Here is a 12,954-nt window from a genome sequence, read left to right as displayed (position 1 = left end):
TCTTTTTAAGAATATCCGCGCCTCTCTTATATTGCTCCCACGCCGAACGCAGTGCCGACCACTGCCAGGCAAATCCCATACAAAGGAGCAGCACCATGAGCGCATCCCTGCGTAGCGTTGACGGTCAGGACGAAACCACCATTTTGCGTGAAATCCAGAGCGCCCTGCGCGATCTGCGTTTCGGCGCGGTGGAGATCACTGTGCACAACGCTCAAGTCGTCCAGATCGAACGTAAAGAGAAATTCCGCTTGCAGCAGCCGGGCAACAAACCGAGCTGATCCGCAAAGCAAAAGATCGCAGCCTGCGGCAGCTCCTACAGGGGATCTGCACAGGAGTTGTCGGAGGCGGCGATCTTTAACCGGCACCCGATTCAGCAATACATAAGAAAAAGCCAATAGAATTCCAGGAGCTTTCACCATGTCGTCGATTCGCCGTTACGCTTTGGCCGCTCTGGCCAGCGCTGTGTTTGCCGGTTCCGCGGTTGCCAAGGATTACGAACTGCTCAACGTGTCGTATGACCCGACGCGTGAGCTGTATCAGGACTACAACGCTGAATTCATCAAGTTCTGGCAGCAGGAACACGCTGGCGACAAGGTGAAAATCCAGCAGTCTCATGGTGGTTCGGGCAAACAGGGCCGTGCGGTGATCGACGGTCTGCGTGCCGACGTGGTGACCTTGGCACTGGCCGGCGACATCGACGAAATCGCCAAACTCGGCAAGACCCTGCCCGCCGACTGGCAGAAGCGTCTGCCGGACGCCAGCACTCCATATACCTCGACCATCGTGTTCCTGGTGCGCAAAGGCAACCCGAAAGGCATCAAGGACTGGGGCGATCTGGTCAAGAACGACGTCTCGGTAATTACCCCGAATCCGAAAACCTCCGGCGGTGCACGCTGGAACTTCCTCGCGGCCTGGGCCTATGGCCTGAAAGCCAACGGCGGTAGCGAAGCCAAGGCCAAGGAATACGTACAGACCCTGTTCAAGCACGTGCCAGTTCTGGATACCGGCGCTCGCGGCTCGACCATCACCTTCGTCAACAACGGTCAGGGTGACGTGTTGCTGGCCTGGGAAAACGAAGCGTTCCTCGCGCTGAAAGAAGACGGCGGCGCCGACAAATTCGACATCGTTGTACCTTCGCTGTCGATCCTTGCCGAACCTCCGGTGGCTGTGGTCGACAAGAACGCCGAGAAGAAGGGCAACGAGCAGATCGCCGAAGCGTACCTCAAGCACCTGTACAGCCCGGCCGGTCAGGAAATCGCGGCGAAAAACTTCTACCGTCCACGGGATAAAGACGTCGCCGCCAAATACGCCCAGCAGTTCCCGAAACTGGAACTGGTAACCATCGACAAGGACTTCGGCGGCTGGAAAACCGCTCAGCCGAAATTCTTCAACGACGGTGGCGTGTTCGACCAGATCTATCAGGCGCAGTAATCTGATTTCAACCACACCACGAGCCTGATGCTCAGGCGCGGAAAATGTGGGAGCGAGCCTGCTCGCGAAAGCGGTGTGTCAGAGGACGTAAAGTTGACTGATGCTCCCTCTTCGCGAGCAAGCTCGCTCCCACATTAGTGCGTTTAGCGGAATGCTTTTTTAACCAGGGACTTTTATGTCGCGTCGTATCTCCCCCGTCATACCCGGCTTCGGGCTGACGCTGGGCTACACCTTGGTGTACCTCAGCCTGATTGTGCTGATCCCGCTGGCGGCGATGTTCGTCCATGCCGCCCAACTCACCTGGGATCAGTTCTGGACGATCATTTCGGCGCCCCGCGTGCTGGCGGCGTTGAAGCTGAGCTTCGGCACCGCGCTGTGTGCAGCGATCATCAACGGCATTATCGGCACGCTGCTCGCCTGGGTGCTGGTGCGCTACACCTTCCCGGGACGCAAGATCATCGACGCGATGATCGATCTGCCGTTTGCGTTGCCGACCGCTGTAGCCGGTATCGCCTTGACCGCGTTGTACGCCCCTAACGGTCTGGTCGGCCAATTTGCCGCCGACCTCGGTTTCAAAATCGCCTATTCGCCACTCGGGATCACTCTGGCGCTGACCTTTGTCACCCTGCCGTTTGTCGTGCGTACGGTGCAACCGGTGTTGGCCGATATACCGCGTGAAGTCGAAGAAGCGGCCGCGTGCCTCGGCGCGAAACCGTTGCAGGTGTTCCGCCACATTCTACTGCCGGCACTGCTGCCAGCCTGGTTGACCGGTTTTGCCCTGGCGTTTGCCCGTGGTGTCGGCGAGTACGGCTCGGTGATTTTCATCGCCGGCAACATGCCGATGAAAACCGAGATCCTGCCGCTGCTGATCATGGTCAAACTCGACCAGTACGATTACACCGGCGCTACTTCCATCGGCGTGCTGATGCTGGTGGTTTCCTTCGTCCTGTTGCTGCTGATCAACTTGTTGCAGCGGCGCATCGAAACCCCATAAGGAGGCGCGAACATGTCCCAATCGTCTATTGCGGCCGCCTCTTCGGCCAACGCCGCCCGCCGTGGCAGTGCGAATTCACGACGCGTATTGATCGGCCTCGGCTGGCTGGTGTTTTTCCTGTTTCTGGTACTGCCGCTGTTCATCGTGGTATCGCAAGGCTTGAAGAACGGCTTCGGCGCATTCTTCACTGCGATCTTCGAACCGGACGCACTGTCGGCGCTGAAACTGACGCTGATCGCCGTGCTGATTTCGGTGCCGCTGAACGTGGTGTTCGGCGTCAGTGCAGCATGGTGCGTGAGCAAGTATTCGTTCCGCGGCAAGAGCATGCTGGTAACGCTGATCGACTTGCCGTTTTCGGTATCGCCGGTCATCGCCGGTCTGGTCTACGTGCTGATGTTCGGCGCGCAGGGCTTCTTCGGGCCTTGGCTGCAGGATCATGACATCCAGATCGTGTTCGCCTTGCCGGGCATCGTGCTGGCGACGATCTTCGTCACCGTGCCGTTCGTGGCCCGTGAACTGATCCCGCTGATGCAGGAACAAGGCACGCAGGAAGAGGAAGCCGCCCGCCTGCTCGGTGCCAATGGCTGGCAGATGTTCTGGCATGTCACCGTGCCGAATATCAAGTGGGGCCTGATTTATGGCGTGGTGTTGTGTACCGCGCGGGCGATGGGTGAGTTCGGTGCGGTGTCGGTGGTTTCCGGGCACATTCGCGGGGTGACCAACACCTTGCCGCTGCACGTCGAGATCCTCTACAACGAATACAACCACGTAGCCGCGTTCGCCGTTGCGAGCCTGTTGCTGATCATGGCGCTCTTCATCCTGCTGCTCAAGCAGTGGAGCGAAAACCGTATCAACCGCCTGCGCGCCAGCGCCGCGGAGGAATAATTCATGTCGATCGAAGTGCGTAACGTCAGCAAGAATTTCAATGCGTTCAAGGCGCTGGACAACATCAGCCTGGACATCCACAGCGGAGAACTGGTGGCGCTGCTCGGCCCGTCCGGTTGCGGCAAGACCACGCTGCTGCGGATCATTGCCGGTCTGGAAACCCCGGATCAGGGCAACATCGTGTTTCACGGTGAAGACGTTTCCGGCCACGATGTGCGTGATCGCAACGTCGGTTTTGTGTTCCAGCATTACGCCTTGTTCCGCCACATGACGGTGTTCGACAACGTCGCATTCGGCCTGCGCATGAAACCGAAAAACCAGCGCCCGAGCGAAAGTCAGATCGCGGTCAAGGTTCATGAACTGCTGAACATGGTGCAACTGGATTGGCTGTCGGATCGCTACCCGGAACAACTTTCCGGTGGTCAGCGTCAGCGTATCGCTTTGGCCCGCGCCTTGGCCGTTGAGCCGAAAGTGCTGCTGCTCGACGAACCGTTCGGCGCCCTCGACGCCAAGGTGCGTAAGGAACTGCGTCGCTGGCTCGCCCGTCTGCACGAAGACATCAACCTGACCTCGGTATTCGTGACCCACGACCAGGAAGAGGCGATGGAAGTTGCCGACCGCATCGTGGTGATGAACAAGGGGGTGATCGAGCAGATTGGTTCACCGGGTGACGTCTACGAAAACCCGGCCAGCGATTTCGTTTATCACTTCCTCGGTGATTCGAACCGCTTGCTGCTCAGTGACGACAACCATGTGCTGTTCCGCCCGCACGAAGTGTCGCTGTCGCGGCATGAGCTGGAAGATCACCATGCGGCTGAAGTGCGCGATATCCGGCCGCTGGGTGCGACCACGCGGGTGACACTGAAAGTCGAAGGGCAGACGGATTTGATCGAGGCAGAAGTGGTGAAAGATCACGACAGCCTGATCGGTCTGGCCCGTGGCGAGACGCTGTTTTTCAAGCCGAAGGTCTGGCAGAAAGTCGCCAGCCTCTAAGATCAGAAGATTCGCCAGCAGGCTGGCTCCCACAGTGGATCTGTGTTCAACACAAATCTCCTGTAGGAGCTAGCCTGCTAGCGATAGCGGCCTATACAGCCGCACGATTCGGATTGACCCGTACCGTGCCGGCGCGCGCCTCGATCTGCTCTTTCAATTCATGCCGCATTCCAAGCATAAACGCCAGCTCGGCCACCACAAACAACGGCCCGACAATCAGCCCGCTCAAGTCATCGACGAACGCCGGTTTGCGCCCCTCGTAGTGGTGCCCGACAAACTGGATCACCCAGCCAATCACAAACATCGCCAGGCCGCTGCTCAGCCAGACCATGGTGCTTTGCTGCGCCAGGGCATGGCCTGCCCATACAGACAAACCCATCAGTACCGTCATCAGCACACCGAGTTTCAATTCCAGGCGCAGGTAAAACCATGCCGAGGCGAGCCCAAGGATCACCGCCGGCGAAATCCACAAACCGCCAAGCGACCATTCCGGACGCGACAGCAATACCGCCACCGCCACCACAATCAGTGGAATACCGATAAAGTGGCTGACGATGTTGCGCGGATCGCGGTGGTAGGCGGCGTATTGACTGAGATGGTCGACGAGGCTTTTCATTGTTGTTCCTCCTGTAGGGTGATCGGATCATGCCCCAGGTTCACGGATCGCTCTGTCAGGCAGGCGACAATCCAGGAGTGTTCATGGAAATTCGTTCACGGTTGTTGAGCGGGCAATGGTTCAGTCATCTGCCTGCATCCTTTCAGGATAGCCTGCTGGCGGCGGCCCGGGAGCGACGGCTGACGGCGGGGCAGCGCTTGTTCCAGCGCGGTGATCCGCCGTGTGGTTTGTACGCGGTACTCGACGGTGCCGTGCGCATCGGCGCGGTCAGCGAGCAGGGCAAGGAGGCGCTGTTGAGTCTTGTTGAGGCGCCGCACTGGTTCGGTGAAATCTGCCTGTTCGACGGCCAGCCACGCACCCATGACGCCTACGCGGTAGGGCCGTGCACGCTGCTGAATATCCCGCAGAACACGCTGCTGAAATTGCTCGATGAACAGCCGGTGTACTGGCGACATCTGGCGTTACTGATGAGCCACAAACTGCGCCTTACCTTCATCAACCTCGAACAGCTGAGCCTGCTTCCGGCCCCGGCGCGCCTGGCGCATCGATTGCTGATGATCGCGGAAGGCTACGGCGAACTCGACCCGCCTCGCCGGGTTCTGCAATTGCCGCAGGAGCAGTTGGCGTCGATGCTGTCGCTGTCGCGGCAGACGACTAACCAGATCCTCAAGGACTTGCAGGCACAGGGGATTATCGGACTCGGCTACGGCGAAATCGAAATCCTCGACGCCGTGCGATTGCGAGCACTGGCCACAATCTGAAGATCACCATCCCCCCCTGTAGGAGTGAGCCTGCTCGCGATGAGGCCGTGTCAGCCGCCATCAATTATGGATGAACGACCGCTATCGCGAGCAGGCTCACTCCTACAGTTGTTTTGTGTGATGCTCAGGAGCCGCGATAGGTCGAGAAACCGTACGGGCTGAGCAGCAGTGGAATGTGGTAGTGCTGATCGGTCTGCTTCACTTCGAAGATCACCGGGATTTCCGGGAAAAACGTCTCGCGTTTGGCCTTCTCGAAGTACTCGCCGGTCTTGAACACCACCCGATATTGCCCGGCTTCGAAAGGTTGTTTGGCCGGGAACAGTTCGGCAATTCGCCCTTGTTCATTGGTCGTTCCCTCTGCCAGCGGCTGCCAGTTCTGGCCGACGTGTTTTTCCAGAGTCACATTGATGCCCGGTGACGGCAGGCCGTTTTCCAGGTTGAGCACGTGCACGCTCAACGGATTGCCGGCGGCAAGGGCCAGACTTGAGAAAGCGCTCAGGCCGAGCGCGGCGAAGGTCATGCGCAAGTGAGTCATGGTGAATCTCCTTATCGGGAAGCGGTGATGGACAGATCGACAGCGTTGGCTGCCTTGATCGCGCAGTTTTCGTCTTGCTCGCCGCCGCCGGAGCCGGCCACGCCCAAGGCGCCGACCAGTTCCGCGCCGCTGAACAGCGGCACACCACCGCCGAGCAACAACAGTTCATCGAGGGTGTTGAGGTTGGCTGCTTCGGGATTGCTGCGGGCACGTTCGGCAAACAGTCGCGTCGGGGTTTTCGTCGAGAGTGCGGTGTAGGCTTTACGCTGGCTGGCGGCGGTGTTGTGCGGGCCGATGCCATCGCCGCGCAGGGTCACCAACAGATTGCCGCCACGGTCGAGCACCGACACCGTGCCGCTGCAATTGCTCAGCGCCGCGTCGGCCAGTTGGCGTGCGGTTTTCAAGTCGAGGTCGGCATGGCGCTGCAGTTCGGCGCCAGCGTAAACGCTGGCGCTGAGGCCGATGGCCAGGCTGGCAACAAGGTATTTGACGGTCATGGGCAGGCTCCAGAAACGAAGGTCGCCACCTTAATCGCCCGTCTTCGTCAGAAGCTCGTCAGTCTGATTACAAGTTTGTAATGGGCAATACCGCCGAAGGCGCCTAGCCTGTGCACCTGAACAATCGAGGTGTGCCATGCGTTTGCTGGTCGTAGAAGATGAAGCCAAAACCGCGAACTTCCTCGCCAAGGGCCTGGGTGAGTCGGGTTTCGCCGTGGACGTGGCGCTCAATGGCCTCGATGGGCGTTATTTTATCGAGCAGCAGGAATACGACCTGATCATCCTCGACGTGATGCTGCCGGGCCTCAATGGCTGGCAATTGCTGCAACTGATCCGTCAGCGCGGCGCCACACCAGTGCTGTTCCTTACCGCCCGCGATGCCATCGAAGACCGCGTGCGCGGCCTCGAACTCGGTGCTGATGATTACCTGCTCAAACCGTTCGCGTTCGCTGAACTGCTGGCGCGGGTGCGCACATTGTTGCGGCGCGGGCCGATGCGCGAGGCGGAGTCGTACAGCATTGCCGACCTGGAAATTGACGTGCTGCGCCGTCGGGTCAGCCGGGGCGGGCAGCGGATCAACCTGACCAACAAGGAATTCGCCCTCCTGCAATTACTCGCCAGCCGTCAGGGCGAAGTGCTGTCGCGCACGCTGATCGCTTCGCAGGTGTGGAACCTGAATTTCGACAGCGATACCAACATGGTCGAAGTGGCGGTGCGTCGTCTGCGTTCGAAAGTCGATGATCCCTACATGCCGAAACTGATCCACACCGTGCGCGGTGTCGGCTATCAACTGGAAGCCCCGGACGATGCGCTCTAGATCCATCGCCTGGCGCCTGGCTCTGGCGTTTGCTGCGGTTTGCGCGTTGGTCTTGAGCCTGATCGGCGTATTCCTTTACCGCTCGCTCGCTTCGGAACTCGCCTACCGCGATGACATGGCGCTGCTCGGGCGGCTGGAGCAAGTGCGCGCGTTGCTCGCCGACAGCGACAGCCTCGACGCCTTGCAGGCGCGGCCGAGGCTTTATCAGAACATGCTCGGCAATCTCGACAGTCTGCTGCTTGTGCGGCGCGCTGATGGATCGAGCGTGATCGCGATCAATCCACGCCAGCGTGAACTTCCGGCGCTGAACGCCATCGCCCGCGATCAGTCGCCGCAACGCCAGGACGTGTTGACCTGGCCGGCCCCGGACGGCGCCGAGCTGGCCTTGTTGTCAGGCGAAGCCCAAGGCCCGAACGGCGAATTGCTGACAGTGATCGCCGGCAAGGTACTGAGTGAGCGTGAGCAGATGCTCGGCAGTTACCGGATGCGCCTGTATCTGGCCATCGGCTTGGGCGCGCTGTTGGCGTTTGCCCTCGGATTGCTGTTGTTGCGCAAAGGGCTGCAACCGCTGCGCCACTTGAGCGAAGCGGTGCGCGGTATCGACTTGCGCAGCCTCGATCAGCGTCTGGCAACATCCGACGCGCCCACCGAACTGCTGGAGCCGGTGCAAGCGCTCAACGGCATGCTCGCCCGTCTGGATGACAGCGTGCAGCGCCTGTCACAGTTTTCCGCCGACCTCGCTCACGAGATACGTACGCCGCTGCACACGCTGCTCGCCAGCAACGGTCAGGCGTTGAACTATCCGCGCAGTACGGCGGAGTATCAGGAGGTGCTGGCCTCGAACATGGAAGAGTTCGAACGGCTCAAGCGCATGGCTGAAAACCTGATGTTCCTCGCCCGCGCCGAGCAGGCTGAGCGGGCGCTGAGCTTGCAGACACTCGATCTGCAACCGCTCGGCGATGAGTTGTGCGACTACTTCGAAGCGCTGGCCGATGACCGCGACGTTCGTCTGGAAAATGGCCTGCATGGCGAACTCCACGCCGACCGGCAACTGTTGCAACGGGCGCTCGGCAACTTGTTGGCCAACGCCGTGCGGCACGCCGACAGCGGTTCGGTGATCAGTTTGCGGCGACGGGATGCCGAGGGTGTGTGCTGGTTGCAGGTGCACAACTTCGGGCCAGTCATTGGCGATGAGCATCTGGGCAAACTGTTCGACCGGTTCTACCGCGCTGACCCGTCCCGCGCTGAACCGGGAGACTCCGGTGGGTTGGGGCTGGCGATTGTGCAGTCGATCATGCAATTGCATGGGGGGCGGGTGCGGGTGGGCAGTGATGCGGCGGGCACGGTGTTTGAGCTGGGTTTTGTGGTGATCTGACTGCCGCCTTCGCGGGCAAGCCCGCTACCACAGGGTTTGGGGTGTACAAAAAACTGTGCCACACCTCGATCACTGTGGGAGCGGGCTTGCCCGCGAAGAGGCCAGTCGATTCAGTACAAATTCCGGATCAATCAGCGCAACCCATCGCGAAACTGCCCCGGCGTCAGCCCGGTCCAGCGCTTGAACGCTCGGCTGAAACTGCTGGTGTCGGCAAACCCCAACAGATAACTGATCTCGCTCAGCGAACATTGCGGATCACGCAGATGCAGCAGCGCCAGATTCTCACGGCTCTCGTTGAGCAGCGTATCGAAGCGACAACCCTCATCCGCCAGATGCCGTTGCAGGCTGCGCAGGCTCAGGTGCAAGGCCTGGGCAATGCGTTCGGCACTCGGCTCGCCTTCGGGCAATTGTTCTTCGATGGCGTCGCGAACCTTGCGCTCCCAGGTCAACGGCTGGAGCTGCGCCATCGTGCGTTTGAGCACGGCTTCGTTGTGTTCGGCCAACTCGGGGTTGGCGTCGTCGAGGTGGCTGTCGAAGTCGGCGAGGGCGAACTCCAGACGATCCTCAACGGCGGAAAAATGCACCGGCGCGCGGAAGACTTTGTGCCATTGATGCGCGTCCGTCGGTTCCGGGCGGCGCAGGTAGACCGCCAGCGGCGCGTAGTCGCGGCCCAGACGATTGCGGCAGGTACGCACGTAAATCGCGGCAAAGGCGTCGATGGCTTCAAAGGCCGGCGCGGGATTGCCGGTCGGAACCTTCAGACGAAACAGGTAGCGGTCATCGTTGCGGCTAAGCTCAAGTTCCAGAGCATCGCTGACCACCGGGTGATAACGCACGATGCGTTCGAACACTTCACGCAAGCTGCCACTGGCCACCAGTGCATAACCGAGCGCATGAAACGTGGTCGGGCTGACAAACCGCGACACCCGCAGACCAATGGCCGGGTCGCCACTGACCTGCACCGCGATTGCCCACAGGCGCGTAGTGCCGGACAACGGATAACGCGCGTTGGGGTCGTCCATCAGTTGCGGATCGAGGCCGGCCTGTTGGCACAGGGCGATGCTGTCCAGCCCCAGCGCATCGAGTTGCTTGCGCAGGGCACGGGTCCAGCTGGCGAGGGAGGTCGGTTCCTTCATGCGGATTGGCGCTTCCGGTCAACAGGTTGGCGTTCACGGCTAGCGTGTTCGACATCTGCGCAGGGCAGGATGCGAACATCAATACCCAGAGGATGGAAGCATGGACCGTACTTCTGCAAGTCCCCAGCGACACAATGCTGCCCAGCGATCAGCGCATATTCGCGAAGTGGTGCTGGCAAAAGGCGTCGAATTGCGTGAGCGCTACCCGATTCTCAAGCATCAGGACGCCCTCGGTGCGGGGATTCTGGCCTTTGCCCTGGCCGGCATGATCGGTTCTGCGGCGCTGTACATCACCGGGCATATGGTGTGGTGGGTTTGCCTGTTGCTCAATGCGTTTTTCGCATCGCTGACCCATGAGCTGGAACACGACCTGATCCACAGCATGTACTTCCGCAAGCAGCGCATCCCGCACAACCTGATGATGGGCCTGGTCTGGCTGGCACGGCCAAGCACGATCAATCCGTGGATTCGTCGTCATCTGCACCTCAATCACCACAAGGTGTCCGGCACCGAAACCGACATGGAAGAGCGGGCGATCACCAACGGTGAGCCGTGGGGGATTGCGCGTTTGCTGATGGTTGGCGACAACGTGATGTCGGCGTTCATCCGCATGCTGCGGGCGAAAACCTGGGCGCATAAACTCAGCATCATCAAACGCACGCTGAGGGTCTACGCGCCACTGGCGCTGGTGCATTGGGGCGCGTGGTACGTGTTTCTCGGCTTCCATGCGGCGAATGGCATCGCTTATTTGATGGGGACGCCGATTGAATGGTCGGCGACCACGCTGTCGGTGATGCAGGTGATCGATATCGCCGCTGTGGTGATCATCGGCCCTAACGTGCTGCGGACCTTTTGCCTGCACTTCATCAGTTCGAACATGCACTACTACGGCGACATCGAACCGGGCAATGTGATCCAGCAATGCCAGGTGTTGAACCCGGTGTGGTTGTGGCCGTTGCAGGCGTTTTGCTTCAACTTCGGCAGCAGCCACGGGATTCACCATTTTGTGGTGAAGGAACCGTTTTATATTCGCCAGATGACCGTGCCGGTGGCACACAAGGTGATGCGCGAGATGGGTGTGCGGTTTAATGATTTCGGCACGTTTGGGCGGGCGAACCGGTTTGTTCGCAAGGATGAAGTGGTGAGTGAAGAGGTGCGTACAGCTCAGGCTTGATCGGTGAGTTCCAGGGCCTCTTCGCTGGCAAGCCAGCTCCCACAGGTTTTTGTGTGGTTCATGGATTTTGTGAACCACATCCTTGTGGGAGCTGGCTTGCCAGCGATAGCGATTTTTCAGGCAACCTCAATCCGGCTGGAATGGCGACTCACTCAGAATCACCCCCGTCTCCTCGACATACTGCTGCCAATGCCCGATCAACTCGCTGAGCTTCTCCGGCTGACTCAGCGCCAGATCATGAATCTCCCCCGGATCACTGGCCAAATCATAAAGCTGCCAAGTCGCCGGCCCCACCGGCCCGGGGATGTACACGGCTTTCCATGAGCCCTGCCGAATCGCCCGGCGCCCGAACAATTCCCAACCCGTCACCGTGTGTTCGTCATGCACCTGCGCGGTCTCGCCCGAGAGGAAACCCAGCCACGATTTGCCACGCAGCGGAGCGACCGCTTTGCCATGCCATTGCTTGCCGGGATGGCGCACGCCAGCCAGGTCGAGAATCGTCGGCGTGATGTCCATCACCGTGCCGAAGCCGTGGCTGATCTGCCCTTTGAGCGGCAGCTGCGGATAGTGCAGCAACGCCGGCACACGAATCCCGCCCTCGGTGGTGAACGCCTTGAACAGGCGCGACGGCGCTGTCGCCACTTGCGCCCAGTTCGGCCCGTACCAGACGTAGGAATTGGCGCGGCCAATATTGTCCAGGCTGTTGTCGTAATGCTGGTTCAGGTAAGTCAGCAGCTCCGGGCCAAACTTGGGGAACGCTTCCAGCAGCGCGCCTTCGGCACCGTTGTCGGACATGAACAGGATGAAAGTATTGTCGAGTTGGCCTTGCTGGCGCAGGTAATCGACTACCCGGCCGATGTTCCAGTCCATGCGCTCGACCATCGCCGCGTAGACCTCCATCGCCCGCGCGGAAATCTGTTTTTGCTCGTCGCTCAGCGCATCCCATTGCGCCGTCAGTTGAATCAGCGGATGCGGCTCGACGTCTGGTTCGATCAATCCCAGTGACTTGAGTTTTTCCAGGCGTTCGAGGCGTAGAACCTCAGGACCGGCATCGTAACGGCCACGATATTTCTCAACGATGTCTGCCGGTGCCTGCAACGGCCAGTGTGGCGCCGAGAATGGCAGGTAGGCGAAGAACGGTCGGGTCTGGTCACGCTCCTTGAGGTACTGCAACAGCTTGTCGCCGAACGCATCCGAGGAATAGAAATCCTTGGGTAATTCGTCGACAAACGTCTTGTCCTCGATGTACAGCGCCGGGGTCGATTTCAGCAAACCGGGGGTATGTTCATCGTAGGTCGGCTCGAAACCGTAATGGTTGGCCGCGCCCGGCAGCAGCGAGAACGATCGCTCGAAACCACGAGCCTGCGGCGCCAGCTCGGCGGTCAGGCCCAGATGCCATTTGCCGCTCATCAATGTCTGATATCCGGCCTCACGCAGCAGCTCGGGCAGCGCCACGACGCGGTCGTTGAGATAGCCCTCGTAACCCGGTTTACCGATCAGCTCCGGGGTCAGTGCCTCGGCCATGGTGCCGATGCCGGCGATGTGGTGATCGGTGCCGGTCAGCAGCATCGAGCGGGTCGGCGAGCAGGTTGGTGCGGTGTGGAAATCGGTCAGGCGCAGGCCGTTGGTGGCCAAAGCGTCGAGGTTCGGCGTGGAGATTTCCCCGCCAAACGCGCCGATGTCGGAGAAGCCGAGATCGTCGGCCAGAATCACCAGGAAGTTGGGGCGTTGCGACATCGA

Annotated in this window: 14 protein-coding genes; 9 read left to right on the top strand and 5 right to left on the bottom strand. The window is 60.2% G+C overall.

Annotated elements, in window-relative coordinates; all coding sequences use genetic code 11:
* Window positions 1-95 precede the first annotated feature (95 nt).
* The 5 genes from oscA (at window position 96) to ACTWLJ_RS05935 (ending at window position 4,303) form a co-directional block, all read left to right on the top strand.
* A complete protein-coding gene (gene oscA / locus ACTWLJ_RS05955) occupies window positions 96-278 on the top strand; it encodes a sulfur starvation response protein OscA (protein WP_003220508.1) in 183 nt (60 codons plus the stop codon).
* 139 nt (window positions 279-417) lie between these two features.
* Window positions 418-1,431, top strand: a complete 1,014-nt coding sequence (locus tag ACTWLJ_RS05950; RefSeq protein ID WP_445180206.1) for a sulfate ABC transporter substrate-binding protein — start codon at window positions 418-420, stop codon at window positions 1,429-1,431.
* Window positions 1,432-1,606: 175 nt separating this feature from the next.
* Entirely contained in the window at window positions 1,607-2,425 is an 819-nt protein-coding gene (gene cysT, locus ACTWLJ_RS05945) for a sulfate ABC transporter permease subunit CysT (RefSeq protein ID WP_401210880.1), read from the top strand.
* Between the two features lie 12 nt (window positions 2,426-2,437).
* Window positions 2,438-3,310, top strand: a complete 873-nt coding sequence (gene cysW, locus ACTWLJ_RS05940) for a sulfate ABC transporter permease subunit CysW (RefSeq protein ID WP_445180205.1) — start codon at window positions 2,438-2,440, stop codon at window positions 3,308-3,310.
* Between the two features lie 3 nt (window positions 3,311-3,313).
* A complete protein-coding gene (locus tag ACTWLJ_RS05935) occupies window positions 3,314-4,303 on the top strand; it encodes a sulfate/molybdate ABC transporter ATP-binding protein (RefSeq protein ID WP_401210885.1) in 990 nt (329 codons plus the stop codon).
* A gap of 91 nt (window positions 4,304-4,394) precedes the next feature.
* On the opposite strand, the gene ACTWLJ_RS05930 is transcribed toward ACTWLJ_RS05935, so the two are convergent.
* Window positions 4,395-4,919: an Mpo1 family 2-hydroxy fatty acid dioxygenase gene (locus ACTWLJ_RS05930; protein WP_445180204.1), complete on the bottom strand. Its 525-nt coding sequence runs from the start codon at window positions 4,917-4,919 to the stop codon at window positions 4,395-4,397.
* Window positions 4,920-5,002: 83 nt separating this feature from the next.
* Here ACTWLJ_RS05930 and ACTWLJ_RS05925 point away from each other — a divergent pair, with 83 nt between their 5' ends.
* The gene (locus tag ACTWLJ_RS05925) at window positions 5,003-5,680 is read left to right on the top strand and encodes a Crp/Fnr family transcriptional regulator (RefSeq protein ID WP_445180203.1); all 678 of its coding nucleotides are present in this window, start codon (window positions 5,003-5,005) and stop codon (window positions 5,678-5,680) included.
* 124 nt (window positions 5,681-5,804) lie between these two features.
* Here the strand turns inward: ACTWLJ_RS05925 and uraH are convergent, their stop codons facing one another.
* Both uraH and ACTWLJ_RS05915 read right to left on the bottom strand, forming a co-directional pair.
* The gene (uraH, locus tag ACTWLJ_RS05920) at window positions 5,805-6,215 is read right to left on the bottom strand and encodes a hydroxyisourate hydrolase (protein WP_445180202.1); all 411 of its coding nucleotides are present in this window, start codon (window positions 6,213-6,215) and stop codon (window positions 5,805-5,807) included.
* Window positions 6,216-6,226: 11 nt separating this feature from the next.
* Complete coding sequence (locus tag ACTWLJ_RS05915; protein WP_445180201.1) at window positions 6,227-6,712, bottom strand: GlcG/HbpS family heme-binding protein; 486 nt, start codon at window positions 6,710-6,712, stop codon at window positions 6,227-6,229.
* Between the two features lie 136 nt (window positions 6,713-6,848).
* Between ACTWLJ_RS05915 and ACTWLJ_RS05910 the strand changes: the two genes are divergently transcribed.
* The gene (locus tag ACTWLJ_RS05910; RefSeq protein ID WP_445180200.1) at window positions 6,849-7,529 is read left to right on the top strand and encodes a heavy metal response regulator transcription factor; all 681 of its coding nucleotides are present in this window, start codon (window positions 6,849-6,851) and stop codon (window positions 7,527-7,529) included.
* Window positions 7,519-8,904: a heavy metal sensor histidine kinase gene (locus tag ACTWLJ_RS05905; protein ID WP_445180199.1), complete on the top strand. Its 1,386-nt coding sequence runs from the start codon at window positions 7,519-7,521 to the stop codon at window positions 8,902-8,904. The genes ACTWLJ_RS05910 and ACTWLJ_RS05905 overlap by 11 nt, the downstream gene beginning before the upstream one ends.
* 131 nt (window positions 8,905-9,035) lie before the next feature.
* On the opposite strand, the gene ACTWLJ_RS05900 is transcribed toward ACTWLJ_RS05905, so the two are convergent.
* Window positions 9,036-10,040, bottom strand: coding sequence for an AraC family transcriptional regulator (locus tag ACTWLJ_RS05900; protein WP_445180198.1), 1,005 nt, complete (start codon window positions 10,038-10,040; stop codon window positions 9,036-9,038).
* A 100-nt stretch (window positions 10,041-10,140) separates the two neighbouring features.
* On the opposite strand from ACTWLJ_RS05900, the gene ACTWLJ_RS05895 reads away from it, so the two are divergent.
* The gene (locus ACTWLJ_RS05895) at window positions 10,141-11,214 is read left to right on the top strand and encodes a fatty acid desaturase (protein ID WP_445180197.1); all 1,074 of its coding nucleotides are present in this window, start codon (window positions 10,141-10,143) and stop codon (window positions 11,212-11,214) included.
* Window positions 11,215-11,340: 126 nt separating this feature from the next.
* Here ACTWLJ_RS05895 and ACTWLJ_RS05890 read toward each other — a convergent pair whose 3' ends face one another.
* Window positions 11,341-12,951: an arylsulfatase gene (locus ACTWLJ_RS05890; protein WP_445180196.1), complete on the bottom strand. Its 1,611-nt coding sequence runs from the start codon at window positions 12,949-12,951 to the stop codon at window positions 11,341-11,343.
* Between the last annotated feature and the right edge of the window lie 3 nt (window positions 12,952-12,954).

The sequence above is a fragment of the Pseudomonas sp. McL0111 genome, from assembly GCF_052567255.1.
Note: the sequence above shows the minus strand (reverse complement) of the source record. Positions and strands in the feature narration are given on the sequence as shown.